Source organism: Pontibacter russatus (assembly GCF_009931655.1).
Taxonomy (GTDB): Bacteria; Bacteroidota; Bacteroidia; order Cytophagales; family Hymenobacteraceae; genus Pontibacter; species Pontibacter russatus.
Window position 1 is genome coordinate 3,569,421 of sequence record NZ_CP047984.1, and the last position, 25,565, is coordinate 3,594,985.

Below are 25,565 nucleotides of genomic sequence, written 5' to 3' on the forward strand. Positions count from 1 at the left end.
CATCATTCTGACCTGTAGTGTTTCAGTTATATATAAAAAAGGCGCTGAGGATAGTCCCCAGCGCCTTTTTTATATATGGCTTTGAGCGGGAAGCTTAGTCCTGCACCTGTAGCTTCACCTTCACATCACCTTTCTTTTTCTGAATCTTGAACTCTTCCTTGCCGTTTTGCAATCTTTGCTGTGCCTCATCCACCACAGCCCGGAGCAGTTCGGCCTGCGGGGTTTCAGCCACAGGTTCGGCCGCGTCGCCGGCACCGGGGCTTTCGGTATCCACAATCGTCATCTCATCAATCAGGTTCTGCGCTCCCGCATACTTGTCGATGATGAACAGCACGTAGCGGGAGTCCACGTTGATGCAGCGCTTGAATTCCGGGTCATATACCAGGTCGCCTGTCATGGCCTCCCAGTTGCCGTCGAAGGCCAGCCCGATGAGTTCTCCCTTTCCGTTGATGACCGGCGAACCGGAGTTGCCGCCCGTAATGTCGTTGTCGGTGATAAAGTTTACAACCAACTCGCCCTCCTCGTTGGCGTAGCGGCCGTAGTCTTTGGCTTCATAGAGTTGAGTCAGCTTGTCAGGCACTATAAACTCCTCGTTCGTAGAATCTGCCTTTGCCATTGCCCCCTCCAGCGTGGTGTAGTAGTTATAGAGCACGCCGTCCTGCGGACTGTACTCTTTCACGGTGCCGTAGCTCAGGCGCAGCGTGGAGTTAGCGTCCGGGTAAAACACTTTGTCCGGGTTCATCTGGCGCAGCCCGGCAATGTACAGGCGGTTTGCCTTGTCCAGTTTGGCATTGCTCTCGGCCAGTTTCGGCGCGATGTTGCTGCGGTAGTTCTCGATGATGGCGTTCACTAGCTGGAAGGCTGGGTCGTTCTCCAGCGCCTTCTGCGTCGGGTTCTTCAGGAAGCTGTTCAGCTTCTGCGCATCCACCACCAGCGAGTTACTGTACACATAATCCGCCAGCTTCCCGAAGTTGCCGTTATACTTCTTCACCAGGTTCTTGAAATACTCTGGCTGCTGCTCTTTGGCGATGTCTTCATAATAATACTTCATCAGCGCAGCAAACACTTTCTTGTCGGCTGGCAGGTAGTAGTCTTTCAAAAAGTCGTCCACGCGCGGCTGCACGTCTGTCGCTGCTGCACGGGCAGCATCCTTGTTCCCTGATTTCAGGGCGTTATACAGTGGTGTCAGGCGGTACGCCATCAGCAGCGACTCGGTGCCCAGCACGGCTTCGTTCAGATATACTGTTCCCAGGTTATATTGCTCGATGTTTTTGTAAGCCTCGGCTATATCATTCAGCACGTTACCATATATGGCTTTGCGCTGCGGGTCGGCATTGGCCCAGGCCTGGAATTTATCCTCGCCCACTAACTTGCCCTCGATGGTGCGCATGCGCTTGATGCCCTCGTTCTGGCCGATAGAGTATTTGTAGTAGTTGGAGGTGGAGGCGTACTTGGAGGCATACTTGATGCGGGTTTCGTCGCTCTTGTCCATCTCCTCTTTCCAAAGGGCTAGCTTGTCTTCGCGCAGCTTGATACGGGACTTGTTCAGCTGGTTTACTTCCAGCTTCAGGCCGTGCGAGGTCATATAGCGCTTGGTACGGCCCGGGAAACCGAACACCATCGTGAAATCGCCGGGGTCTTTGTCGCCGATGTTGATGGGCAGGTGGTGCTTGGGCTTGAACGGTACGTTGTTCTCGGCGTAAGGAGCCGGAGAGCCGTCCGGAGCGGTATATACCCGGAACATGGAGAAGTCGCCGGTGTGACGCGGCCACATCCAGTTGTCGGTGTCGCCGCCATATTTACCGATAGAGGACGGCGGCGCACCTACCAGGCGCACATCGTTGTAGCGGTTGTACACAAACAGGTAAAACTCGTTTCCGTTGTAGAAATCGCGCACGTAGGTTACGTACTTGCCGTTCTCGGCGGCTGCTTTGGCGATGGCCTCCGTGCGCTGCGCAACCAGTTGCTGGCGCTGCTCCTCGGGGGTGCTGCCGTCGATGCCCTCCAGCACTTTGGCAGTAACGTCGTCCATGTGGTGCAGAATATCGACATAGAGGCCCTCGTTTGGCAGTTCCTGCTCTTTAGAGGTGGCCCAGAAGCCGTTGGTGAGGTAGTCGTCCGTCGGGGTGGAGTGCGACTGGATGGCGCTGAAGCCGCAGTGGTGGTTGGTGAGCAGCAGGCCCTGGGGCGAGACGAACTCACCGGTACAGAAACCGCCGAACTGCACGATGGCGTCTTTCAGGCTGGAGTTGTTGACGGAGTAAATTTCTTCGGCGGTCAGCTGCAGGCCCATTTTCTGCATGTCTGTGTGGTTCAGACGCTTGATGAGCATCGGCAGCCACATTCCTTCGTCTGCTTTGGCGGTGAAAGGCACGCTCAGCGACACGAAAAGTAGTAGTGCAAGGATTCTTTTAAGCATGGAAATTTGTTTAGATGAATTAAACTGTTGCAAATTTAATAACATTACGGCACCTAACAGCTGTTAGGTGCCTGAGGCGTCGCAAAAACCAAACCATGGCCTGGATTCTGAAGAAAATCGTGCTGGCGCTGATCTGGTTGTACCAACACATGATATCGCCGCTCACGCCTGCCAGCTGCCGCTACACGCCCACCTGCTCTACTTACGCGGTGCAGGCCGTGAACCGGTACGGCCCCTTTAAAGGCGGTTGGCTCGCCCTGAAGCGCATCGGCCGCTGCCATCCCTGGGGCGGCAGCGGGTATGACCCCGTGCCTTAGGCATTTGGGAGGTGGAGTTTACAGTCATGAGGGTGTGCTGAATTATATATGCCGTTACGCAAGCTTCATTTTGTCCCACTTCAAAGGGGGACTTTTTAAAGTGCTTTACTTCGTGCGTAACATCAATTATATATGATTTCCCCACTTGCACGCGACCTTCCTTATACCCTATGCGCGTCATGTGATGGGTAGCCTTGCCAGCTGATGAAGTAGAACGGACCTATATGGCTGCCTTATCCCCTGCGGAACATGGTTATATATAGCCGCGACTCTTCCGCCACCAACTGCACGTTTGTTCCCTCCGCGTCGTCAAACTCCACCTGAAACCCGTCTTCATAGCCGCGTTGGTTGGTCATGCGCCACAGCCAGCTGATTCTTTTGCGCTGGTTGGAAATCTGGGTCCGGCTGAACTGCTGCTCCAGGGCGGTAAAATCAAGTTCCGGCAGCAGGGACAGCAGCACTTCATCCGTGTCCGCATCCACGGTTATAACCAAGTATACATCCTCCACCAGAAACACCACCTGCCGGAGCCAGCCAAATTCCAGGTCGTGCAGGGCAAAGGCGAGTGTTACCTCCTTCCCGGCAAGTGCTTCTAAGTCAACAGTGCTTTCCATATATAAGTGAGAGACACAAGTATCAGGTAGCAAGACACAAGGCTTTTATGCCGCACCTGATTAATTACCAGTTATTTAAGATGGGTGATGCTGCTGTGGAGAGTGTAAGTTAATTTTGTCCGGACACTTCGCACGCCTCCCCGGTTTATATACCTGCGCCACTGTCAGGGGCTGTCCGGTCATATACTCATTTTGCGGTGATGGGGCTGGTTTCAGATTGCTTCAGTTCCACGTCCAGTATGCGGTCGCCTACTTCCAGTTGATGCACGATGTCCATGCCAGCCACTACCTTGGCAAAAATCGTGTAGCGGCCGTCGAGGTGCGGGGCGGGGGAGTGGGTGATGAACCACTGGTTGCTTTCGGTGTCCTTTCCGGCGGAGGCCATGCCTATATATCCCTCCATATAGCGCAGCGGGGCCAGCTCGGAGCGGATGGAGTAGTCGGAGCTGCCCCAGCCGTCGCCGCGCCTGTCGCCGCCCTGCACCACAAAGTTGGGCACCACCCGGTGAAAGTAGAGGCTGTCGTAGAAGTTTTGCTGTGCCAGCTCCACGAAGTTAGCCACTGAGCCCGGGGCATCCTCCACAAACAGCTGAAGCGTGATGTCGCCTTTCTGGGTGTGCAGCACCACCTGCTGGTCAGCGGGGATAGTCTGCACCAGGCTCCAGTCGATGGGGTGCGTGAAGGGGTTCTGCGATGGGGCGCTCTCGGGCTGGTTGTTCAGGTAGTCCAGCGTTTTCTGAATCTCGGTGTAGGTTTCCATGTCGCGGGGCAGCTGCAGTTTCTGCTGCGCCTGCGCCAGGAAGCTGTAGTCGCGGTAAAATAGGCGCAGGTTGAGCTTCGGGGCCCGGATGGCGGCGGCGGCCATGCCCACGAGGGCCACGTCGCCGGTGCCCACGGCCCGCCGGAGGATGCCGGCAAACTCCTCCTCCAGCCTCTTCGGAAAATCGGGCTGCTGGCGCATCAGCATCAGGGCGTCCATGGCGGCAGTGGCCACCGCGGGCTCCTGCGCCGCGAACATCTCGTCTGCTATATACCGGTAGTTGCCGTAGTCGCCGGAGAGCGCCCGGAGGAGGTAGGCCTTCTCGTAGGGGGTGCGGGCGTTCTGGTACTGCTGCTTATAGCGGCTGTTCAGGTAGGCAATGCCGTGCGGGGGGCTGTTGTGCAAAATCACCCAGATAAGGTTGCCGCGCACGCGGGCGTCCTGCAGCCGCGGCAGAAGCTGCTGGAGCGGGGCCACCGCCACGCCGTTGGGGTTTGCCACCAGAAACTCGGCGGTGGCTATGGCCGTGTTGATATTCTGGTCCTGCAGGGCGGCCAGCACCGCCTGCTCAATCTCCGGGTAATCAAGCCCCGTCATCGCCCGCACCGCACTCAGGCGCACGCGGTAGTCGGGGTCGCTTTGCAGGATGTTGGACAGGAACTGCGCCTTGTCGCGTGCCCGCACCTTCGCCAGCGACTGCACTACGGCCATGCGCACATCCGGCGCTTTGTCGGAGGTGGCCGCTGTGAGCAAATCCCTGCGGTAGGGGGTCAAGTCTATTTTGGGTGTGCGGGCCAGGTAGTGCGCGGCCGCCAGCCGGGTCTCATACGGGTTGGCTTCCGCCAGCAGGTGTACGGCCTCGGCGGTTCCCTGCTGCGTGACCTGCTGCCGTAGCCCGGCGCGGTACAGCCCCCAGGCCTGGCCCGTTCTGGCGACTGGGTTCGGCGGCATATAGGAGTTCAGGAAGACAGTGCCTGCCGGTGTGGACACTTTGCCGACCGCCTCCAGCAGCGCAGCCTGCACCTCCGGGGCTTGCTCCTGCTTCAGATGGCTTATCAGCTCTTGCTCGGCCTGCGCGCTCCCGGTCTGGCCGAGGGCGTAGGCGGCGGCCCGGCGCACGGCCACGGCGGTGTCGGCCAGCAGGTGTACCAGAGTGGGCACCGCCAGCGTGTCCTGCACTGAGGCGAAAGCCAGGGCCGCGGCGGTGCGGTATTGCGGCGAAGGGTTACTCAGAAAAGGCAGCAGGCCGGTGGTGTTGCGCTCGTCCTGCAGGGTGTAAATCTGCCGGAGGGTGCCGTCCGAAAACTTGTTGGCGGCGGGCTTCGGCGCCTCGGCCCGCCGCAGCGGCAGGTACTGGCACGCGGTGAGGGAAACAAGGGCAAACGCGAGGCTGAATGTAAAGGCTCTGTTCATAGGCAGCCTCAAGTTACAGAAAATGCGGCAGAGGGCATAGCCGGGCCAATTCAAATTGCGGTTTGACATTTCTTGAAAATTAGCTATTTTTAAACAACACAAACCGCTGTGGTGCATGCAGGAGATAAGTATCAGGCTCTTTGAAGGTGCTTACACCCTGAAACCCAGGGCGGAGAGGCGTGTGATGCTGCTGGCAGCGGTAGCAGTGGTGCTGCAGGTGCTGCTGCTGGTATACCTTGCCGCCTCCAAGCATTTTGCACCGGCCCTCGTGCTTATTTTTGTGCTCAACCTGGCAGTACCCGCTTATTTCTTTTTCAATATTTGGCTCGACCGCAAGCCAAAGTACCGCCGCCACCTCACCCTGACGGAAGAGGGCGTGTGCTACAGGTCGGGGTTTATGCGTGCCGAGCAGGAGTTTGACTGGGAGGAGGTAGACACCGTACATATCGGCCTGTACCATGTGGTGTTTGTCCTGAAGAACGAGGAGGAGCACTATATAAACCTGGAACGCATCCAGAACGACGAAGTACTGCAGCAGGTAAAAGAGCAGATTGGGGAGATGGTGGAGCAGAAGAGAATTTTGTTCCAAAGATAGTCGGCAGACCCAACGCAGCCTATATAGGGGCGTCTGCACTCTTCCTGGCCGCAGGGCATCCTTTCCAAACGGCGGACATAGACAAAATCAGGCGGAGGGATGCCTGGCTCTCCGGCAAACCTGAGCGCCGCCATGGAATAGGGCATTGCTGATACGGTAAAACTGCCAATCCTTGCAAAGCCTCATTCGAGTAGTAAAACCTGCCGCCGGGCCTATATGATCGGCCCCTTATCTGGGGCCTTGGCCGCCCCGCCACTGCGGATGCATGCGCTCCACAATGCGGGAACGTGTTCTACACTCTGTAGAGCAACTCCCCACAAAACTGTACAATTTTACTTTCCCCTATTTTTCGGGTTTAAACATTAATATCCTGGTATTCAGGATATTGCGTTGGGGTAGTGCGTTCTGGCACGGTTCTGCCATATACCGGAATGTAAACAATTTAAAAGTTTAACTTAAAACTGAATCATGAAAAAGATAACTTTTGTAGCAGCAGCATTCGCATTTGTAGGTTTCTTCTCTAACGAGGCAAGCGCCCAGACTACTACCGAGCCGCAGCAGGAGCAAACGCAGACACAAACACAGCCGGCACAGGAAGCAGGCGCCAAGGAGAAAGTAGCTCAGGACCAGCTTCCGGAGCCCGTAAAAGCCACTCTTGCCAGCGATGTGTACAAAGACTGGGAGATAGGTGACATCTACAAAGTGGCCCCGGCAGCAGGAGCGACGGATGCCAAGGTTGTATATGAAGTTACCATGACAAACGCACAGGGCCAGAAAGGCTCCGTGATGCTGGACGAAGCAGGCAAAGACGCCTCCGCCGGAGAGTAACGGATTTTACCTATTTTGAAAAGGGCAGCCACCTATCGCAGGTGGCTGCCCTTTTTGCTTTATATAGCCTTGCCTGTCACGAACCAGATAGCGCAGGGCCGGAGGTCTCCGCATCTCAGGCACAAGCCGGGAGATTCGCCCAGTACCCGATATAACCCAAAGCCGTGAACTCTGAGAGGATATAGCTGATGCTGAAAAGCCGCCTGGGTTTATATAGGCCCATCTATGCTGTGCTGTTGGCACGGCAGCAGTAGCTTTCAGATTGGGAGGGAATAAACAAGTGCCCCGAATTTTTGTTAATTTCAACGCAACGCCCACACGATACGTTGATAAATCATAATGAACAGTCAGTTTATAAACACGCTCTTTCGGCGGCACCAGGAGGCAAGGCACCAGGTGCCCTCCTCGGCCATATGCAACCTGATGGAGGGTGTGCTCCAATTGCTTTTCCCGGCTTTGGCCGATGAGCGCTTCGAGACGGTGCGGGAACTGGAAGAGTACGCCGGCAGCCTGCAGCAAAACCTGATGCGCGTGCTCTCGGGCATGGAGCAGCAGTTGCCCATGCCCCCGGAGGAGGTGGCCCGGCAGATGATGCAGCACCTGCCCCAGATACACCAGTTGCTGCTGCTCGACGCGGAAGCCATTGCTGCCGGGGACCCTGCGGCGCAGAGCGTGGAGGAAGTCATCCGGACCTACCCGGGCTTTAAGGCGGTGGCCATCCACCGGATGGCCCACGAACTGTACCGGCTGCAGGTGCCGCTGCTGCCGCGGGTGCTGGCCGAGTACGCCCACGCCCGGACCGGCATCGACATCCACCCTGGCGCCCAAATCGGCACGCACTTCTGCATCGACCACGGCACCGGCATCGTGATCGGGGAGACGTGCGTCATCGGCGACTATGTGAAGCTGTACCAGGGCGTGACGCTGGGTGCCCTGAGCGTGGACAAGGCCATGGCCAACATCAAGCGCCACCCCACCATTGAGCACCACGTGGTGATATATGCGGGGGCCACCATACTGGGCGGCAACACCGTGGTGGGCGCCTACAGCACCATCGGGGGTAACGTATGGCTTACGGAGAGCGTACCAGCGTATTCGAGGGTGTACCACCAGCCGCAGATTAACGTGCGCCGCTCCGCCGACCCGGCTGACGTTGTGAATTTTTCCATTTAAACCAGGTGAAGGGATACAGGTATCGCAACAAAAGAATAATTCAGGGCAGCCGTTGCTGTTCAATTCCTTTATCCATATAGCCCCAGATGGCAAAACCTTAGTGAACTTACCCCAGTACGAACGCAATAAAACAGGATAGAAACATGAAAGCGAAATCAGTACTCGAAGTTATCGGCAACACGCCGCATGTGCGCATCAACAGGCTCTTCGGCGATAGGAACGTGGAGGTGTGGATGAAGCAGGAGCGGGCCAACCCAGGCGGCAGCATCAAAGACCGCATCGCGCTGGCCATGATTGAAGACGCGGAGCGCAAGGGCCTGCTGAACGAAGACAGCGTGATCGTGGAGCCGACCTCCGGCAACACCGGCGTGGGCCTGGCGATGGTGGCCGCGGTAAAAGGCTATCAGGTGGTGCTGGTGATGCCGGAGTCGATGTCGATTGAGCGCCGCCGCCTGATGGCCGCCTATGGCGCCAAACTGGAGCTGACGCCGCGCGAGAAGGGCATGAAAGGCTCGATAGCCCGCGCCCAGGAGATACTGCAGGAAAACGACAAGGCCTGGATGCCCATGCAGTTCGACAACGAGGCCAACACGCAGATCCATATCGACACCACCGCCCAGGAGATCCTCGACGACTTCCCCGAAGGGCTGGATTATATCATCACCGGCGTGGGCACGGGGGGGCACATCACGGCAGTGGCCAAAGTGCTGAAGGGCCGCTTCCCGAACCTGAAGGTGTTTGCGGTAGAGCCTTCTGCCTCGCCTGTGCTGAGCGGCGGACAGCCCGGACCGCACCCGATACAGGGCGTGGGCGCCGGCTTTATCCCTTCCATCATGGATACCACTTTACTTGATGGCGTGATTCAGGTAAACGCCGATGACGCGTTTGACTACACCCGGCGCGCTGCCCGCGAGGAAGGTCTGTTTGTGGGCATCTCCTCGGGCTCGTCGCTGGCGGCCGTGGCGCAGAAAATAGAGGAGGGCGTACCCGAAGGCTCCCGTATCCTCACCTTCAGCTATGACACCGGCGAGCGCTACCTCTCCGTAGAGGGATTGTTTGTGTAGCGCCCATGATTTTGTATTGAAACCGCCTCCTGTGATATATGGCCTATATATAGCAGGAGGCGGTTTTGCGTCAGGGGTGAATCAATCCTATCGTCCTGCAAACATACCCACACTTCCCTCCTCGGAGCAGTTAGGGGTAATATATAGCGTATACCCCCTGTTCCGGCAGCAGCTGTGCTTTCAGCTTCCATGTCCTCGTAGGGACAGGTCGCGACCTGTCCGAATCGTTCCCGAACCAATCTGAATCAGGATTTACAGAATTGGAAGGATGACCAGGATTGGCTGTTGTGGTATCAGCTGTTCCTGTTTCATCTTTCGGCCATCGCGTGGACAGGTCGCGACCTGTCCCTACCAGACAAAGGCCAGGTGCCAAACAGTAAAACTCTCCTGAGAATTTATGGGAAGGAAAAGGCCGGAGGCTCGCGCTAAAGGATTTATTACAGTGGCACTGCCATATATAGCACTCCAGCCAGTCAATCCCCGGCCACCAGCGCCGTCATGCGCCACCGGCCCTGTGCATCCTGGTTGAAGATGGCGCGGTAGCCCACGGGGCTGTGCATGTCGGTGTGGTGTATGTATCCGCTCAGTTGCCCGTCCGGCGTCTGCACATACCACCATTCTTTCCGGGCGGCGGCCTCGCCCTGCGGGTAGGATTTAGAGTAGTCTGCCTGCAGGATGATGCGGTCGAGGGAGCAAACCGCGGCGGCGTTGGCGGCGGGCTGCTCCCGCAGGATGGCCCCGGCCCGCGTGACGGCCACGTGCGTGAACGCGTCCAGCGAGTCGGGCCAGTTGCTGTACACGTAGGGGAGGGCATATAGCTTTTGGTTGCCGCCAGCCATATAGCCGCCGCGGAGGCGCAGCAGGTTGTCGAGCAGCAGCCATATCTCCGAGGTGGCGTTCTCGGGATGCCACTGCCTGCTGAAGGCATCCCAGCCGCCGGTGCCGCCAAAGCTGGTTCTGATGCCTGGGTCGAGAAGGGCTTGCAACTGTGGCGCATCCTGGGTTTGTACCGCCTCGTGCAGGTGCTGCAGGTAATTGCGCAGGCTGGTGTCGGCTACCGCCTGCTCCGGAGGCAGCAGGAGCGGGGCTGTGGTGGTGCAGGCGGGCACGGGTTCCGGGGCCAGGGCCGTGGAGTCCGGGGCTTCGGGCTGGCTTCCGGCGCTGGTGGCGCTGCCCAGTTCTGAGCGCCGCTCGTTGCAGGACGTCAGGCAGCTTAGGCCGAGGCTAAGGGCAAACAGTAGCTTTTTCATCGTCAGGTTATATATAACGTGCCGGCAGCAGGTGCCTAGCGCAAAGTCTCTGTCCTTACGTGAAACGGGAGTTGGAGAGGCGAATGCTGCCGGAAATTAATAGCTCCCGGACTTTGCCGCGTTTACGGAAGCGCCGCGCAGGATATAAACCGGGCATAACCTTAGCATAATTCACGGCGACGCTTTATATTAACGCTACGGCTCAGGCAGGCCAGACAAAGCTGGCAGCCCTGTACTTTTCTTTCAGCTCCATTACCGTTCAGAGAACTTCGGATTAATATATGGCTTTAAGAGCTTGCTTGAAATTCATCTTTTGCGCTGCAAATTTCCTGTAAAGGAACCTGGCTTCATGCTTTTTGCGCCCCATAACGCTGCTATGAAGCTCAAAAACCACCTCGCCAGAACCATGGGAAAATAAAAGTTGCAGGCTATATATGATTTGAGGAAAAACCTAAAGCAAAAAGGTAAAAGGCGAAGAACAGGAACCATTATAAATAATAACATGAACTGAATAAATAACTCTATATCAGCCTTTTTAAACGATAGAGTTATATACAGGAAGAAACACCTCAACTTCAGCACGGAGTGAAAGCTCTTCCAGTTTTTCCTTGAAGCGCCTTGTAAGTGTTGCGGTGCCGAACGCAGAGAGGCAGCCCGCAGCGGAGCGAGGGCAGCTTCACTTACACAGCGCTGAGAGGGAAAACGAGGCCTCTCGGCCTGAGAGCACCAAAGCAAACTATAGAACTTAAATTAGTGAAGCCGGAGGGATGAGCTGTAGAGAGCAGCATAAGCAAAACAATCCCCAAGTTCACGCTTAAATATGGCTTCTGTTCTTGCTAAGAACTCAAAGCAACTTCACCAGTTACCCCAAAACGCATACCGTTAAGGCAGAGCCGGAGGGGCTTATATATCACCCTTGTATACATAACACTACATTCAAAGAATGAAACGACTTCTCCTGCCCGTCCTTGTCATAGTTATTCTGGTTGCCGGGCTGCTGCTGTGGGCGCCATGGGCAGATGCCCCCGCTGCGTCCGAACTCTCTGCCTCAGGGCGGGACTGGCGCGAATACCAGGGCGGGCCCGGGCGGAACCAGTACTCCACACTAAACCAGATTACCCCCGCTAACGTGCAGCAATTGGAGATGGCCTGGCAGTACCATACCGGCGACACGGGCCAGATACAGTGTAACCCGATTATTGTGAACGGGGTGCTCTTTGGCATGACGGCCACCACACAGCCTTTCGCGGTAGAGGCGGCCACAGGAAGAGAAATCTGGCGGAAGCGGGCGGAAGGCGCGAATGATTTAAGCACGAGCCGCGGCCTGGTGTACTGGGAGAAGGGCGAAGACAAGCGCATCCTGTACACCAGCGGCGAGTGGCTCTACGCCGTGGAAGCCGCCACCGGGAAGCCTGTCGCGGCATTCGGGGAAAATGGCCGCACCAGCCTGAAAGCAGGGCTCGGGGAAACAGCCGCGAAGAAGATGGTGATCTCCAACACGCCCGGCACCGTCTACGAAGACCTCATCATCATGCCGCTGCGGGTGTCAGAAGGTTCAGATGCTTCTTTAGGGCATGTTCAGGCGTTCAATATCCGAACCGGAGAACTGGCCTGGGCTTTCCACACCATTCCGCAGCCGGGCGAGTACGGCTACGACACCTGGCCGAAAGATGCCTACAAGAACACGGAAGTGGGCGCTGGCAACAACTGGGCGGGCATGGCTGTGGACCGTGAAAGGGGCATCGTGTATGTCCCGACCGGCTCGGCCGCCTTCGATTTCTACGGGGGCAACCGCAAGGGCAGCAACCTTTTCGCCAACACCCTCCTGGCCCTCAACGCCAAAACCGGCGAGCGCATCTGGCACTACCAACTGGTGCATCACGACATTCTGGACCGCGACCCGCCCGCGCCGCCCAACCTGGTGACCATTACCCGCAACGGCAAGAAAGTGGACGCGGTGGCCCAGGTAACCAAGCAGGGCTATGTCTTTGTGTTCGACAGGGAAACGGGAGAGCCGCTCTTCCCGATTGAGGAACGGCCGGTGCCGGCATCCGATATACCGGGCGAAGAGGCGTGGCCTACGCAGCCTTTCCCCACCAAGCCTGCGCCCTATGCCCGGCAAAAGTTTACCGAAGCGGATATCAGCCCCTATGCGGAGAACCGGGAAGAGCTCGTGAAGCAATTACGGAACAGCCGCTCCGAAGGGCCTTTTACACCGCTTAGCGCTAACGGGACTGTCATATACCCCGGCCTGGACGGTGGCGCTGAATGGGGCGGGGCTGCCGCCGACCCGGAAGGCATCCTGTACCTGAACAGCAGCGAGATGGCCTGGCATATAGCACTGGGTTCTTCCGTTTCTGAAGAAGAACTGGCAAGCCTGAGCCTGGGGAAACGGATGTATACCTTAAACTGCACTCCCTGCCACGGGGCCGAACGGGAGGGAAACCCTTCCAGCGGTTTTCCCTCGCTGGTGGACATCAGCAGCCGACGGGAGAGGGAGCATGTGGCCAATGTAATTACGAAGGGGAAAGGCATGATGCCCGCCTTCAGCAAGCTTTCGGAAGAGGAGAAGAAGGCGCTGGTGGGGTTCCTATATGGGGAAGAGGAGGCGCAGCCGGTGATTACCAAAGAGCCGGGGCTGGAGAAGGAAGCGAACAAAAAGCTCCCCTACCAGATTTCCGGCTATACAAAGTTTCTGGACAGCAAAGGCTACCCGGCCGTTCGTCCGCCCTGGGGCACCCTGAACGCGATTGACCTGAACACGGGCGAATATGTCTGGAAGGTTCCATATGGAGAGTACCCCGAACTGATGGCCAAAGGCATTCCACAGACGGGTGCTGAAAGCTACGGCGGACCGGTGGTAACCGCCAGCGGCCTGTTGTTTATAGCCGGCACAAAAGACGGCAAGTTCAGGGCCTACGACAAGAAAACAGGAAAGCTGCTTTGGGAGACACAGCTTCCGGCAGCCGCTTTCGCCACGCCCAGCACCTACGAGGTAAACGGAAAGCAGTATGTGGTCATAGCCTGTGGCGGCACCAAGTTAGGCGCAGCAGGTGGAGACAGCTATGTAGCTTTTGCCCTGCCGGAGGTAGATTAGAAGGAGAGAAGTAGGATATATGGGTAAACGGGGCTGAGTTAAGACACAATTCAGTAGCTAAATCTGGAGCAGCTTAACTGTCAGATGATATCTTGATTATCTCACATAATCCGCAGAGAAAAATGACTATCTTTCTCCCTGCTGCCAGTCCAGATTGGTCTCCGTTTGTTCATTAGCAGCCTCAGACAACAGTCTTTTTAAATGCCATACAACAATTATTAATCGAAGAACACTAACTGGACAATATGTTTAGGATGAAAAGTCCCAATAATTATGAATGGGTTATGCGAAACGTAATGATGCTTTTGCGTGGTACCTAAAAACAAGTGCAGGTCTTTCGTACATGCGAAGTTATCCATGTACTTTTTGCGAACATCTTCAACTGCCCTTGCTTCATTTCCCTCATGGCGTGCTAAGCAATTCCAGTAAAGTTGTCCAATTTCCCAATCCTCTATCATCATAGTACTCTCTTTCCCTTGGTTATCAGTTAAACGGTAAGAGAATTTGTATGGTAACTTCCGCACAACCTCCCTCTTGCCAGACGGTGTAACTTCGAAAATGTTTAACTGCTGTAGACTGGCTAACTTTTCCTTGCTCCATTCCCGATCAACGCTCTCTACCTTGAAGTCAAGTATCTTAGTAGGCTTGAATACAGCCAGTGATGTACAGATATTCTTATCCTTAGATTCAGTAATCAATTCAGCTAAGTTGTAGTACACCTTTTTCAGAGCGTACTTTCTGCGCTCTTTCCACGTGTCGCCATCAGCATCAATCTTATCTACAATCTTGATTTCGCTGTCGTGCGTAACAGGTCTAAAGCTCTCAGGTCTAAAATCCTTTTCATTCTTAACAAGGTCAACCTCTACCCACTGATATTTCTGATATTGCTGTTCATAAGGCTTCTGCCGGAACTGCATAGGATAAATCCTTACCCAAGTCCCGTCTTCTTGGAAACCAGCAGTGCACACCAGTTCATCATACTTACTTGATATTGTCGGGTAAGTTTTAACGGCTATCAGGACCTTCGTTAGTGCCATTCTATATGTGGTTGATTGGAAATGAGGACTTAGGTCTCCCCGCTACGGCTTCCGCCAGATGCATGCGATGGCACTGGCAAATGTTAGCCTCAAAACAGGTTAACGCCACTCTTTTATACTTTGATAGTAAATCTACTATATTTTCCTGAACTGATACAGTACTACTTAGATTTTTACTTTTGTATATGGAGAAGAGTTTGTCGTAGTCCGCTTGACTGTTCAGCTCTTGCCGCTGGCTGGAATCAATACCAACTTCCGGAAAGTGAACGTAATGTATTCCCACATTCTCACAGTACTTGCGCAGTTGTGCTTTCGAGAAGCCGAACTTCTGGCTTAGAGGGTTTTTGCGCACATCGACAAGGACCTTAACGTCATGTCTGATAAGCCTGTTCAGGTATTCTTCTAAGGAGATACCTTCATAACCAATTGTGAACAAGATTGTGGCGTCACTCGCAGGTCTTGCTTCATGGACCCGGCTCACATCTTCTACGGGTAATATGTCTGTCAGTATCTCGCTGTTGATTGCGTAGTATGGGAAGTTTATATAGGTGTGCTTGGTTAGGGACTTGTGCCCCATCTTACCATATAGAGCCTTAATATTTAATAACAGCTTCTGGTCAGCGTCCCGCAGTTGTTTTATATAATCAACTCGGTCTACCTTCATTATTGCTGTTTCTTCCTCTGCCATTATACCCTTCCTTACCATCGTCTCCATGTCAGCTTGGACAGAAAAGGAGAAACAGCCGAACTTGTATGGTATGAAGTCATACTCCTTTTTTACTTGCTGCTGGCTAACTAAGAATAAGAGCTTATGTAAGCGTGTCCTTTCTAAATTTCCCTCAAACAGTTGGAGCAAAGCAAGAACTAATTTTCGTCTATAGAACATGAGACAAAGGTACTATCCCAGTTCAGTAATACTACTCTCCGATATTGAATTAAAACTAAGCACTAGCGGACGAGCAGATTGCTCGCTATGCGCTCCGGGACGGCAATATGTGGTTTAGGCATAGTTATGGTCCGCAGTGGAATACAGCAATACATAAAAGTCTCCAACTGGCGCAAGAGTTCCCCCAACTGGCGCAAGTGTTAAGCGAAGCGTCACTTGTGCCGGAATATGATAGCAAGTCTTCAGACTTGCGGAGACAGCAGGCGGTAAACGCAAGTCTGAAGACTTGCCGGTATTGTTAGTCACAAGCCTCGCTGGGCCAAGACTTGCGCCAGTTGAGACAGCGTTCCATTTGAAGAGAAGCAGGGTGCAAGGCTGCCATCAATAAGAAGGTCCTGCAAAAAAAGCACTTACCAGTTTTGTTTTTCTACTCCTAGATTATCAGATTAACAATATCGGAGTCGAACCAATAACATTCCCGAAAGCCTTCGGGACGCTTTATCCGGCTGAGTTAATCAGCCATTCTATATACTTGCGGCTCTTCTTGTTCTTTATTTGAGTCTCGCGCTGCGTGGCGGTAGATCGGGCTTCGAATGTTTCGGTGTGTTTCAACACCCAGGGGACACCGGCTTTTGTTGATTTGTTTCTGCCCGCATTGTGTTGCTCTAAACGAACTTCCATATCCTGGCAACTGCCAATATAGTAGCGATCGAGCTTTTCGGAGTAGAGGATGTAGGTATAGAAGGGCATAAAACAAAAAGAGGCAAAGCGTAATGCTTTGCCTCTGTGGAGAATATCGGAGTCGAACCGATGACCTCTTGCATGCCATGCAAGCGCTCTAGCCAGCTGAGCTAATCCCCCATGTTTTTTCGGCTTTTGTACTTGTGCTATCGGAGCCGATCCGCTGGCCTTCCCGAAGGCTTTCGGGACGCTCTAGCCAACTGAGCTAATCCCCCTTGTGTGGCACAAAAATAGGGGAAAATTTTTAGAAGCAAAACATCCCGCCGAAATTTTGTGCAAAAGAAAAGGGGCAGCTTTTGCCGCCCCTTTTCTGCAAGTCTATATATGCTTCCGTTAGTTGAAGATATAGCGCAGGCCCAGCTGCATGCTCCAGGTGCTTGACGTGCTGAACCTGTTCCGGAAAGGTGTCTCCGGCAGCAGCGTTTCGCCGCTCGTGTTCCGGATGGTCGTCATCTGGAAGGTAGGAACGCCCGCCTCCGATACATCGGTTACACGCAACAAGCCATAGTTATACAGAGAGCCGTTGTTCAGTTCGTCGTAAACGCCCCAGTCGGAGCTCAGCAGGTTTGCGAAGTTCTTCACATCAACGCTGAACTGAAGGGTGTTGCGCGTTTTGCCGACGTTGGCGAATACATCCTGCAGCAATCTCAGATCAAAGCGGTTGAACCACGGCAGCAATCCGCTGTTGCGCTCTACATAGCCGCCCCTGCTGTCTTTCAAAGCATCTACGTTATTCACAAAGCGGTCGAAAGCCTCGCGCTGCTGCTCAGGTGTGAACAGCACATTGCCATCGCTCATGATGGGGGCAAAGTCCAGGTCTTCAGAATTCTGGGGGATATAGAGCAGGTCGTTGCTGACGCCGTCTGCGTTGATGTCACCGCTATAGGTATAAGCGAAACGGCCCTGGTTGGCGCCCTCATAGAACAATGACACTGTTGTGGCCAGGTGGCTTATATACTCCTTGCGGTATGAAAGATTGGCTACCACGCGGTGCGGTGTCTCGAACTGGGAAATACCGAGCAGGAGTTCGTTGGGGTCGTTGATGGAGTAGTTGTTAGACCAGGCCGAGCCTGCGCTGGAGCCGGGGTTGCCCGTTACGTCTCTGGCGCGGGTGTAGGTGTAGAATACGGAGCCATAGAAGCCATCCTGTGCATTAAGCGTCAGGCCACCGGTTAAGGCCAGGGAATTTCCTTTGCTGGTGTTGCTGAGCACAGTGGCAGTGCCGCTGAGGTCCTCGTTGTACTGGGTGTTGTTCCGGCCGTTCCAGAAATCCCGGTTGTCGCCAGCGTAGTTCAGCTGTTGGGTGGCCTCTATTCTGTTCGCGTTAAACTGGTAAACGCCCTGGATGTCTTTGGTATAAAGCAGGTCTACCGTGGCTACCAGCGGTGTGCTGGGGATGGTGTAATCTGCCGCGATGCTGCTTCTCCATACCTGCGGCATCTTGAAGTTGCGGTCAACCAGCGCGAAGGTTCCGGGAGCGCCACCGCTGGGCGACTTGATGAAAACGTCGGAAGGTCCGTTGTTTACCCAGTACATGGGGTCCGGATTGAACCGGATGCCCTCCAGCGCCTCGTCAGGAACCGGCTCCAGCGTGTTCTGGATTACACCGGCGTTGGTAGGCATGTTGGTGAGCCACACAAACGGTATGCGACCCGAGAAAATACCTGTTCCGCCGCGCAGCTGCAAAGTTCCGTCACCAAACGCATCGTAGTTAAAGCCGATCCTCGGGGAAAGCATCAGGCGGGACTTTGGCCACTCGCCGCTCGAGTAAGTGGTTGGGTTTCCGTCTGTGTCAGACAAAACGAGGGCGTCAATAGACGGGTTAGCGGTAAGCTCGTTCAGGTAGAGGGGCAACTCAGCGCGCAGGCCCACTGTCAGATCAAGTTGCTCGTTGAAGGTAATCTTGTCCTGTGCATACAGACCGGCCGTGGCAAAGTTAACGCGGGCAACAGGGTCCTGGCCTTCGTAGGGATAGGTGATACCAAACGATAGGGGCTGGGCATCGGTCAGGAAGTCGTTCACGGAGGCGTAGCGGTAATAGGAAGTGGCCATGCGCTGGTAGCTGTTACCGAACTTCAGCAGCTCGAAGCTGGCACCGCCGGTAAAGGTATGCTTTCCGGCCAGGTACGTGAGGTTGTTGGTAAACGAGTAGTTGTCGTTGAGCACCTCGTTGCCTTTGCTGAACAGCTCCGTACCGAAGGAAATGTACTGGTCTCCGTCTTGCCATATATCCACAAAAGGAAAATCTTCGGCTGGCGTCGTGCGCGTATCCTGTATGCGGCTGAAAGTGGCCAGGAACTGGTTCGACAGCTTGTCAGACAAAGAGCTGTTCAATTCTGCCGTAAGCGAGCGAACCACGTTTTTGAAAGAGTAATTCGCATTCTCGAACGCGATGGCGTTAGAGCTTACGCGGCTTGAGGAAGAACGCGGGTTAGGGCCTGAGTTGTTGTTCACGACCTGGTCGCTTGTGCCTTCCACCTGGTTGTAGCGGATGGTAAAGGTGTGCTTGTCCGTGATGTTCCAGTCCAGGCGCACCAGGAACTTCTTGCTCTCATTGGCGAACTCGTTGGCGTAGTTCTCATAAGCCCCCGGGTTGTAGTCGTAGTTGTTGATCAGGTAATCGCGCACCAGCTCCAGGTCAGTCGCCGTCGTTCTGGCTACATTTGGCCCGGTCAGGCCCGGGCGGGAGGCAACCCAGGTAATGCCCGGGAAAGTCTCTTCCTCCTGCTCGTAGTTGGCGAAGAAAAACAGCTTGTTCTTGATGATCGGGCCTCCCAGACGGGCACCGAACGTTTTCGTCTCGTTTGCGGCCTGCTCCGGAAGTTCCTGATCTCCGATTTTTGTTCCGTTGAAGTTCTCGTTGCGGTAAAAAGTGTAGGCAGAGCCCGAGAAAGTGTTTGTGCCGCTACGGGTCACCGCGTTGATACCGGCCCCAGTAAAGCCCGACTGGCGCACGTCGTAAGGGGCAATGTTTACCTGAATCTGCTCGATGGCGTCCAGCGATATGGGCTGCGAGCTTCCGCCCGGCAGGGCGTTCGAACTCAGGCCGAAGGCGTTGTTGAAGTTGGCGCCGTCTATCTGAAGGTTGTTGTAGCGGGCGTCCCTGCCGGCAAACCCGTTTCCGTTGGCCTGTGGTGTCAGGCGGGTAAAGTCCGTAACGCTTCGTGAGATGGTGGGAAGCGTGTTTATCTGCTCGGTGGTGACGTTTGTCGCGGCCCCTGTTTTGTTTGCGTTGAAAATGGAGCTTTGATCCGCTGTTACCACGACCTCCTGCAAATCGGTGCCGGACTCTGACAAAGTGGCCTCCAACTGGTAGGGCACTCCTAATCGCAGCGTGATATCGCTGTATGTTTTCGGCTGGAAGCCTATATAGCTTACCTCCACCACATATGGGCCGCCCACCCGCATGTTCTGTATGTTGAAGCGGCCTTCCACGTTGGTGGCGGTGCCGTACACCGTGCCGGAGGGTTGGTGTGTCGCTTTCACGGTGGCTCCGATCAGGGGCTCGCCACTAGCGTCCGTTACAGAACCGTTGATGCTGCTTGTGGTTACCTGTGCCTGAAGCCCTGTCACACTGAGTAACATGAGAAGCGCTGCAAGTAAATACTTCTTCATAAAAAATGGGTTAGATTGGTGGGCTGTGAATCTTTTCCTCCTGCTGCGCCTGCCCTCTGGCACAGCCGGCGAAGTACTGTAAATGTTGTCCATGAGATGGGTTGGTTAATTTTGGCGCAAAGGTAAGGCAGTCAGAAGCATTTCTCATAACATTCCTGTTATTTATATATGAATACTTCCTTGTGGTTTGCCTGATGGAAACGGGGGCTGCTTTTATATGCGGCACAGTGGCTGAAACGGGCATAAAGCGTCTGAAGTACAGTAATTACTGTGCTTCAGACGCTTTATATTGAGAGAAAACAGGAGAAGGGCTGCGGCAGCCGCACAAGCTATATATACCGCATTAAAAAACCGGCGGGCGCACGGCTTTTAGGAAGATTTTCTGGAAATGATCGGCATATAGATTATTCTCCACCACGCCCAGGGAAGAGGAGGCGTGAATGAAGCGCACCTCGTCTTTGCTGATAACCTCTGTCACCATGCCCACATGGGTCACGTCGCGGCTAAACCGGTTGGCCCCGAAAAAGACCAGATCGCCCTCTTTTATGTTTTTCAGCTTCACTTTCTGGCCGTAGCGGCTCTGTTCGTCTGAGGTGCGCGGCAGCGTCACGTCGATGCTCTGGAAGGAGGTGCAGAGCAGCCCGGAGCAGTCCATGCCCACCCGGGTGGTGCCGCCCCACCTATAGGGGGTGCCGGTGTAGGAGCGGGCGGCCGCAATCACGGTGGCCACGTCGCGGTCCAGGTTGCGCGACCGCGTGCGGGTGCGGCTGGTGCGGTCTTTGGAGGCGGCGATGCGCTCGCCGGAATCACCGTTCCTGCGGACTGCCTCTCCGGATCGGCGCTCCTGGCGCCGCTCGGCGGCTATCTCGCGGGCCGATTTGTAAGGTTCGCCGGGCTTGCTGAACCGGGGCGTGGAGGTCTGGCAGGCGGCCATCAGCACCAGCAAAAAGATTATGGGGGCGGAGGAGGTAAATTGTGTTTTCAAAGCGTATTTTAGCAAGCGTAAGTGTAACAAAGTCTATATATCCGGTGGCTAAAATACAGATTAGCCTTCCATTTTAAAAATGAAATTCAATTCTATTACCCCAGAATTTGCCGAGGCCCTGGCCGCCATTGTTGGCCGGGAGCACGTGCTGCTGCCCACCGCCGCAGACGACATGCAGCGCTACACCCACGACGAGACTGAAGACCTGCGCTTCGAGCCGGAGGTGGTGCTTAAACCTGCTAACGCCGCCGAGATCAGCCTTATTATGAAGTTCTGCCACGTAAACCTCATTCCGGTGACGCCGCGCGGCGCAGGCACGGGTCTGAGCGGCGGGGCTTTGGCAGTACACAAAGGCATCGTCCTGTCGACAGAGCGGCTGAATAAGATTTTAGATATAGACGAGCGCAACCTGCAGGCCACCGTGGAGCCGGGTGTGATCACGCAGGTCTTTCAGGAGGCGGTGATAGCGTGCGGGCTGTATTACCCGCCTGACCCCTCCAGCCGGGGCAGTTGCTTTCTGGGCGGCAACCTGAGCCAGTCGAGCGGCGGCCCGCGGGCGGTGAAGTACGGCGTCACCAAAGACTATGTGCTGAACATGGAGGTGGTGCTGCCGACGGGCGAGGTGACCTGGACCGGGGCCAACGTGCTGAAAAACGCCACCGGTTATAACCTGACGCAGCTGATGGTCGGGAGCGAGGGCACCCTGGGCATCATCACCAAAATCGTGTTCCGGCTCATTCCGTACCCGACGCAGAACCTGGTGCTGCTGGTGCCCTTCCGGAAAGAGGAGGAGGCCTGCGAGGCGGTGTCGAAGATTTTCAGGGCGGGCCTGGTGCCTTCGGCGCTGGAGTTTATGGAGCGCGAGGCCATCGATTGGGCCGACCGCTACCTCGGCCTCGCGATAGAAAGACCGGCCGACGAGCGGGCGCATCTGCTGATTGAGTTGGACGGGAACGATATGGACCTGCTCTACAAAGACGCGGAGCGGCTATATGAGGTGCTGGAAACCTTCGACGTGGGCGACATTCTGGTGGCCGACAACGAGAAGCAGAAAAATGAGCTGTGGCAGCTGCGCCGCAACGTGGCCCACGCCGTCAAGAGCAACTCCATATATAAGGAGGAGGATACCGTGGTGCCCAGGGCGGAACTGCCCGCGCTGCTGAAGGGCGTGAAGGAAATCGGCACCCGGTATAACTTCAAATCCGTTTGCTACGGCCACGCCGGCGACGGCAACCTGCACGTGAACATTGTGAAGGGAGATATGACCGACGACGACTGGAACAACAAGCTGCCCGAGGGCATCAAAGAGATATTCAGGCTGTGCGTAAGCCTGGGCGGCACCATCTCCGGGGAGCATGGCATCGGCCTGGTGCAGCGGCCCTATATAACCATCGCGTTGAATGATGTGCAGTTGCGGCTCATGCGCGGCATCAAGGCCCTCTTCGACCCGCACGACATCCTGAACCCCGGCAAAATTTTCTGAGGCAGAAAAGGGGCAGACGGTATCGCCTGCCCCTTTTTATATATAGGCCTTATATATAGGTAGCTGGCTTTTACTCCAGCTTTTCTTCTGTCTCACTTTTGGATAGTTTGCACTCCATGCCGCGCAGGTTCACCCACGACTGCATCAGGTTGATGTGCGACTCGTTCAGCGGCGCCTGGTGCGTGTTGTGGTCGTACGTCTCCTGTTTGGGCGAGGCCATGGCAAACAGCATGTCCTGCGGCTCGTTCACTTTTTCGGTCGACTGGTGTGATCTCAGTATGGCTTCGTTTAATGATCTTCTCGTTTTCATATAATATAAAATTTAGTGGTGGTGAACTAACTCTCTCTTTTTGATCTCCTCCTGCACAAAGTTGCTCACGTAGTTGGCAATCTCTTCGGCGCTCTCCTCCTGCAAAAAATGGCCGCCTTCCTCAAACGGGATGACATAGCTCTCATGGAAAAAATTTTTCCAGCACTGCAGCGCCTCTATATGGATCAGCTTGTCCCGCTCCCCCCAGAGGATGAGCGTCGGGATGTCCTGTATCTTGCGGCGCTCTTTCCAGAGTTCGTCGTACCAGCGCGTCACGCCCACCAGTTCGCGGGCGCAGGTCAGGGTGCGCACGCGGTCACCGGGGCGCCCCAGGGCTTTTATATAGTGCTGCCGTATGGGTTCCGGCATGTTCTCCTCATCCTCAAAAAGGTCTTTTATCAGCGTGTCGGCCGACACGTTCAGCTTGGAGTGCAGGAACTTTCCCAATGGCCCCACCAGGTACTTGCTGGTGCCCGTAAAGCTCTGGTGCTTCGAGAGCGACCAGGTCCAGGAGTTGAGCATCACGATGCTCTTTACCTTTGCCGGGTGCCTGATGGCATAGGCAAACCCGATCGGTGCCCCGAAGTCGTGTACCAGCAGGGTCACGTCCTCCAGTTGCAGGTGATCCATCAGTTGCTCGAAGTTGGCGGCGTGGGCCCGGGGCTTGTAGCTCCAGTTCTCCGGCTTGTCAGACAGCCCGAAGCCGATCATGTCCATGGCGATGCAACGGTACTTCTTGCGCAGTATCTTAATCAGGTTGCGGTACAGGAACGACCAGACGGGGGTGCCGTGTATCATCACAATCGGCGGCCCTTCTCCCTCGTCCACGTAATGCATCCTTCCCGCCTTTAGCTGTAAATACTTGGACTTAAAAGGATACTCCTTCCTGTCCAGCCAGTCTGGTTTCATATAAGTACAGGGTGATGTGTCTTCTTCCTATACTTCATATAGCGGGGCAGGTTGCCGGGGTGCGTTGAAAAAGAAGGCCGCCCGGCATTAAATTTAGGCACCGCCACCGGGCAGGCAGGCAAGGTAAAATATATATGCTTTACCTTTACAGCCAGGTATGTGTGGGATAACAGGAGTGTATGCGTTTAAGGAGGCAGGCCGCGATGCCGCAGGGCGGCTGCCAGCGGCTGTGGCCGCCCTGCGGCATCGCGGCCCGGACGCGGAGGGCGTATATGCCCACGGCCCTGTGGGGCTCGGCCACCGCAGGCTGTCCCTGATTGCGCCCGTGCCAGCGGCAAACCAGCCTTTCACGAGCACAGACGGCCGCTACACCATCATCTTCAACGGGGAGATATTCAATTACGGCAGGCTCAGGAAAGATTTACAGGAAAAGGGAGCCGCTTTCCGCACCCATTCCGACACGGAGGTGCTGCTGCACCTGTATGCGCGGGCCGGGCAGGAGTGCCTGAAAAAGCTGACGGGCTTCTTCGCGCTGGCCATATATGACGCCGTGGAGGAGAGCCTGTTCCTGGCCCGCGACCGCTACGGCGAAAAGCCCCTGCTGTATTATAAGGATGCGGATAAATTCCTGTTCGGTTCGGAACTGGCGGCCCTGCTGCAGCTCGGCGTTCCACGTGAACTGGACTACACCTCGCTGTTCCAGTACCTCCAACTGACCTATGTGCCCGCGCCCGCCTCTATGCTGAAGGGTGTGAAGAAGCTGCAGCCGGGGCAGTCGTTATATATAAAGCACGGGAGGGTGCAGGAGAATACGTGGTACCGGCTGCCCTTCGACGGGGAAAAGGCCGCGCACAACCCACTGACATATCCGCAGCAGCAGGCTAAACTCAAAAAGCTTTTGCAGCAGGCCGTCTCCGACAGGCTGGTGGCCGATGTGCCGGTGGGTGCTTTCCTCAGCGGCGGCATCGATTCGTCGGTGGTTGTCGCGCTGGCAGCGCAGCAGGTCCCGAAGCTCAAAACCTATGCCGTCGGCTTCCCAGACCAGCCTTTCTTCGACGAGACCCGCTACGCCCGGCTGGTGGCTGAACGATACGGCACCGACCACACCGAACTGCGCTTGTCCGACACGGAGTTATATGCCAACCTCCCCGGCATGCTGGACAGCCTGAGCGAACCCTTTGCCGATTCCTCGGCGCTGGCGGTATATGCCCTGAGTAAACATGTGGGGCGGGAGGTGAAGGCGGTGCTGAGCGGCGACGGCGCTGACGAGCTTTTTGCCGGCTATAACAAGCACCGGGCGGAGTTTGCTCTGCTGCAAGGCGGCTTTAAGGCTGTGGCAGTAGAAAAGCTGAAGTTTATATGGGATGCGCTGCCGAAATCCCGAAACTCTTTTGCGGCAAACAAGGTAAGGCAGTTGCAGCGCTTCGCGGCGGGCGCAAGTTTGCCTGCGGCAGAGCGCTACTGGCTATGGGCCACCTGGCAACGGGAAGAACAGGCGCTGGCCCTGCTGGCCTCCCAACACAGGCAGGCGGCACAGGACAGGCTGTACCGCGCCCGCAAGAGCAGGTTGTTGGATTCCGTCAACAAAAATTATAATAACCTAAACAATATTAACAACGTACTATGTTCCGATTGGCGTCTGGTGCTGGCGAATGACATGCTCCCGAAGACAGACCTGATGGGGATGGCACATGGCCTGGAGATACGCAGCCCGTACCTGGACCACCGGCTGGTGAAGTTTGCGTTTTCGTTGCCGGTCTCCTCCAAGATTGATGAAAAGCTGCAGAAAAAGATTTTGCGCGACACTTTTAAAGACCTGTTGCCGCCTGCGTTGCACAGGCGCCCGAAGCAGGGCTTTGAGATACCCTTGCGCTCCGTTCTGCAGTCGGGGGCAGGGCTGGTGAACGACCTTCTTTCGGAGGATTACGTAAGAGCGCAGGGCGTTTTTGAGGCGCAGCAGGTGCATCACATTCGCCGGAGCCTAAGTGCTGGCAAGGCAGATGCCGTCCGGTATCAGGCATGGATGCTGCTGGTTTTTCAGTACTGGTGGCAGAAGTATATGTGCTGAG

The 25,565-nt window shown here is 55.5% G+C and carries 19 protein-coding genes and 1 tRNA gene; 8 read left to right on the forward strand and 12 right to left on the reverse strand.

The features are described from left to right. Nucleotides 1–94 precede the first annotated feature (94 nt). Entirely contained in the window at nucleotides 95–2,419 is a 2,325-nt protein-coding gene (locus tag GSQ62_RS14850; protein WP_237586650.1) for a S46 family peptidase, read from the reverse strand. A gap of 95 nt (nucleotides 2,420–2,514) precedes the next feature. Between GSQ62_RS14850 and yidD the strand changes: the two genes are divergently transcribed. After that, nucleotides 2,515–2,736, forward strand: a complete 222-nt coding sequence (yidD, locus tag GSQ62_RS14855; protein ID WP_161890233.1) for a membrane protein insertion efficiency factor YidD — start codon at nucleotides 2,515–2,517, stop codon at nucleotides 2,734–2,736. A gap of 233 nt (nucleotides 2,737–2,969) precedes the next feature. Here the strand turns inward: yidD and GSQ62_RS14860 are convergent, their stop codons facing one another. Both GSQ62_RS14860 and GSQ62_RS14865 read right to left on the reverse strand, forming a co-directional pair. Then, nucleotides 2,970–3,350, reverse strand: a complete 381-nt coding sequence (locus GSQ62_RS14860) for a DUF6334 family protein (RefSeq protein ID WP_161890234.1) — start codon at nucleotides 3,348–3,350, stop codon at nucleotides 2,970–2,972. Nucleotides 3,351–3,537: 187 nt separating this feature from the next. Continuing rightward, on the reverse strand, nucleotides 3,538–5,523 hold the full coding sequence (locus tag GSQ62_RS14865; RefSeq protein WP_161890235.1) for a peptidylprolyl isomerase: 1,986 nt from the start codon (nucleotides 5,521–5,523) through the stop codon (nucleotides 3,538–3,540). 115 nt (nucleotides 5,524–5,638) lie between these two features. Between GSQ62_RS14865 and GSQ62_RS14870 the strand changes: the two genes are divergently transcribed. The 4 genes from GSQ62_RS14870 to cysK all read left to right on the forward strand — a co-directional run bounded on the left by GSQ62_RS14870 (nucleotide 5,639) and on the right by cysK (nucleotide 9,183). Then, complete coding sequence (locus GSQ62_RS14870) at nucleotides 5,639–6,118, forward strand: hypothetical protein (protein ID WP_161890236.1); 480 nt, start codon at nucleotides 5,639–5,641, stop codon at nucleotides 6,116–6,118. A gap of 468 nt (nucleotides 6,119–6,586) precedes the next feature. Then, nucleotides 6,587–6,946 carry a hypothetical protein gene (locus GSQ62_RS14875; protein ID WP_161890237.1) on the forward strand — a complete coding sequence of 120 codons (360 nt, stop codon included), beginning with the start codon at nucleotides 6,587–6,589 and terminating at the stop codon, nucleotides 6,944–6,946. 339 nt (nucleotides 6,947–7,285) lie between these two features. Further along, nucleotides 7,286–8,119, forward strand: a complete 834-nt coding sequence (epsC, locus tag GSQ62_RS14880; RefSeq protein WP_161890238.1) for a serine O-acetyltransferase EpsC — start codon at nucleotides 7,286–7,288, stop codon at nucleotides 8,117–8,119. Nucleotides 8,120–8,262: 143 nt separating this feature from the next. Then, on the forward strand, nucleotides 8,263–9,183 hold the full coding sequence (gene cysK / locus GSQ62_RS14885; RefSeq protein ID WP_161890239.1) for a cysteine synthase A: 921 nt from the start codon (nucleotides 8,263–8,265) through the stop codon (nucleotides 9,181–9,183). A 473-nt stretch (nucleotides 9,184–9,656) separates the two neighbouring features. On the opposite strand, the gene GSQ62_RS14890 is transcribed toward cysK, so the two are convergent. Continuing rightward, complete coding sequence (locus tag GSQ62_RS14890; protein WP_161890240.1) at nucleotides 9,657–10,433, reverse strand: hypothetical protein; 777 nt, start codon at nucleotides 10,431–10,433, stop codon at nucleotides 9,657–9,659. 943 nt (nucleotides 10,434–11,376) lie between these two features. Here GSQ62_RS14890 and GSQ62_RS14895 point away from each other — a divergent pair. Then, the gene (locus GSQ62_RS14895) at nucleotides 11,377–13,530 is read left to right on the forward strand and encodes an outer membrane protein assembly factor BamB family protein (protein WP_161890241.1); all 2,154 of its coding nucleotides are present in this window, start codon (nucleotides 11,377–11,379) and stop codon (nucleotides 13,528–13,530) included. Nucleotides 13,531–13,748: 218 nt separating this feature from the next. Here GSQ62_RS14895 and GSQ62_RS14900 read toward each other — a convergent pair whose 3' ends face one another. The 6 genes from GSQ62_RS14900 to GSQ62_RS14925 all read right to left on the reverse strand — a co-directional run bounded on the left by GSQ62_RS14900 (nucleotide 13,749) and on the right by GSQ62_RS14925 (nucleotide 20,794). Next, nucleotides 13,749–14,567, reverse strand: a complete 819-nt coding sequence (locus GSQ62_RS14900; RefSeq protein ID WP_161890242.1) for a hypothetical protein — start codon at nucleotides 14,565–14,567, stop codon at nucleotides 13,749–13,751. A gap of 1 nt (nucleotide 14,568) precedes the next feature. Beyond that, a complete protein-coding gene (locus GSQ62_RS14905) occupies nucleotides 14,569–15,453 on the reverse strand; it encodes a DUF488 domain-containing protein (RefSeq protein ID WP_161890243.1) in 885 nt (294 codons plus the stop codon). Between the two features lie 498 nt (nucleotides 15,454–15,951). Beyond that, entirely contained in the window at nucleotides 15,952–16,203 is a 252-nt protein-coding gene (locus tag GSQ62_RS14910; RefSeq protein ID WP_161890244.1) for a GIY-YIG nuclease family protein, read from the reverse strand. Between the two features lie 37 nt (nucleotides 16,204–16,240). Continuing rightward, nucleotides 16,241–16,314, reverse strand: a tRNA-Ala gene (locus tag GSQ62_RS14915). 213 nt (nucleotides 16,315–16,527) lie between these two features. Further along, the gene (locus GSQ62_RS14920) at nucleotides 16,528–19,809 is read right to left on the reverse strand and encodes a TonB-dependent receptor (RefSeq protein WP_161890245.1); all 3,282 of its coding nucleotides are present in this window, start codon (nucleotides 19,807–19,809) and stop codon (nucleotides 16,528–16,530) included. A gap of 343 nt (nucleotides 19,810–20,152) precedes the next feature. After that, on the reverse strand, nucleotides 20,153–20,794 hold the full coding sequence (locus tag GSQ62_RS14925) for a C40 family peptidase (RefSeq protein ID WP_237586651.1): 642 nt from the start codon (nucleotides 20,792–20,794) through the stop codon (nucleotides 20,153–20,155). A 79-nt stretch (nucleotides 20,795–20,873) separates the two neighbouring features. Here GSQ62_RS14925 and GSQ62_RS14930 point away from each other — a divergent pair, with 79 nt between their 5' ends. Next, entirely contained in the window at nucleotides 20,874–22,277 is a 1,404-nt protein-coding gene (locus GSQ62_RS14930; protein WP_161890246.1) for an FAD-binding oxidoreductase, read from the forward strand. Between the two features lie 70 nt (nucleotides 22,278–22,347). Here GSQ62_RS14930 and GSQ62_RS14935 read toward each other — a convergent pair whose 3' ends face one another. Both GSQ62_RS14935 and GSQ62_RS14940 read right to left on the reverse strand, forming a co-directional pair. Further along, nucleotides 22,348–22,587: a hypothetical protein gene (locus GSQ62_RS14935; protein WP_161890247.1), complete on the reverse strand. Its 240-nt coding sequence runs from the start codon at nucleotides 22,585–22,587 to the stop codon at nucleotides 22,348–22,350. Between the two features lie 12 nt (nucleotides 22,588–22,599). After that, nucleotides 22,600–23,496, reverse strand: a complete 897-nt coding sequence (locus GSQ62_RS14940; RefSeq protein WP_161890248.1) for an alpha/beta fold hydrolase — start codon at nucleotides 23,494–23,496, stop codon at nucleotides 22,600–22,602. 157 nt (nucleotides 23,497–23,653) lie between these two features. On the opposite strand from GSQ62_RS14940, the gene asnB reads away from it, so the two are divergent. Next, nucleotides 23,654–25,564 carry an asparagine synthase (glutamine-hydrolyzing) gene (gene asnB, locus GSQ62_RS14945; RefSeq protein WP_161890249.1) on the forward strand — a complete coding sequence of 637 codons (1,911 nt, stop codon included), beginning with the start codon at nucleotides 23,654–23,656 and terminating at the stop codon, nucleotides 25,562–25,564. Nucleotide 25,565 lies beyond the last annotated feature (1 nt).

Coding starts and splice junctions, on each gene's coding strand:
- GSQ62_RS14850 (WP_237586650.1), bottom strand. CDS start 2,419: ATGCTTAAAAGAATCCTTGCACTACTACTTTTCGTGTCGCTGAGCGTG.
- yidD (WP_161890233.1), top strand. CDS start 2,515: ATGGCCTGGATTCTGAAGAAAATCGTGCTGGCGCTGATCTGGTTGTAC.
- GSQ62_RS14860 (WP_161890234.1), bottom strand. CDS start 3,350: ATGGAAAGCACTGTTGACTTAGAAGCACTTGCCGGGAAGGAGGTAACA.
- GSQ62_RS14865 (WP_161890235.1), bottom strand. CDS start 5,523: ATGAACAGAGCCTTTACATTCAGCCTCGCGTTTGCCCTTGTTTCCCTC.
- GSQ62_RS14870 (WP_161890236.1), top strand. CDS start 5,639: ATGCAGGAGATAAGTATCAGGCTCTTTGAAGGTGCTTACACCCTGAAA.
- GSQ62_RS14875 (WP_161890237.1), top strand. CDS start 6,587: ATGAAAAAGATAACTTTTGTAGCAGCAGCATTCGCATTTGTAGGTTTC.
- epsC (WP_161890238.1), top strand. CDS start 7,286: ATGAACAGTCAGTTTATAAACACGCTCTTTCGGCGGCACCAGGAGGCA.
- cysK (WP_161890239.1), top strand. CDS start 8,263: ATGAAAGCGAAATCAGTACTCGAAGTTATCGGCAACACGCCGCATGTG.
- GSQ62_RS14890 (WP_161890240.1), bottom strand. CDS start 10,433: ATGAAAAAGCTACTGTTTGCCCTTAGCCTCGGCCTAAGCTGCCTGACG.
- GSQ62_RS14895 (WP_161890241.1), top strand. CDS start 11,377: ATGAAACGACTTCTCCTGCCCGTCCTTGTCATAGTTATTCTGGTTGCC.
- GSQ62_RS14900 (WP_161890242.1), bottom strand. CDS start 14,567: ATGGCACTAACGAAGGTCCTGATAGCCGTTAAAACTTACCCGACAATA.
- GSQ62_RS14905 (WP_161890243.1), bottom strand. CDS start 15,453: ATGTTCTATAGACGAAAATTAGTTCTTGCTTTGCTCCAACTGTTTGAG.
- GSQ62_RS14910 (WP_161890244.1), bottom strand. CDS start 16,203: ATGCCCTTCTATACCTACATCCTCTACTCCGAAAAGCTCGATCGCTAC.
- GSQ62_RS14920 (WP_161890245.1), bottom strand. CDS start 19,809: ATGAAGAAGTATTTACTTGCAGCGCTTCTCATGTTACTCAGTGTGACA.
- GSQ62_RS14930 (WP_161890246.1), top strand. CDS start 20,874: ATGAAATTCAATTCTATTACCCCAGAATTTGCCGAGGCCCTGGCCGCC.
- GSQ62_RS14935 (WP_161890247.1), bottom strand. CDS start 22,587: ATGAAAACGAGAAGATCATTAAACGAAGCCATACTGAGATCACACCAG.
- GSQ62_RS14940 (WP_161890248.1), bottom strand. CDS start 23,496: ATGAAACCAGACTGGCTGGACAGGAAGGAGTATCCTTTTAAGTCCAAG.
- asnB (WP_161890249.1), top strand. CDS start 23,654: ATGTGTGGGATAACAGGAGTGTATGCGTTTAAGGAGGCAGGCCGCGAT.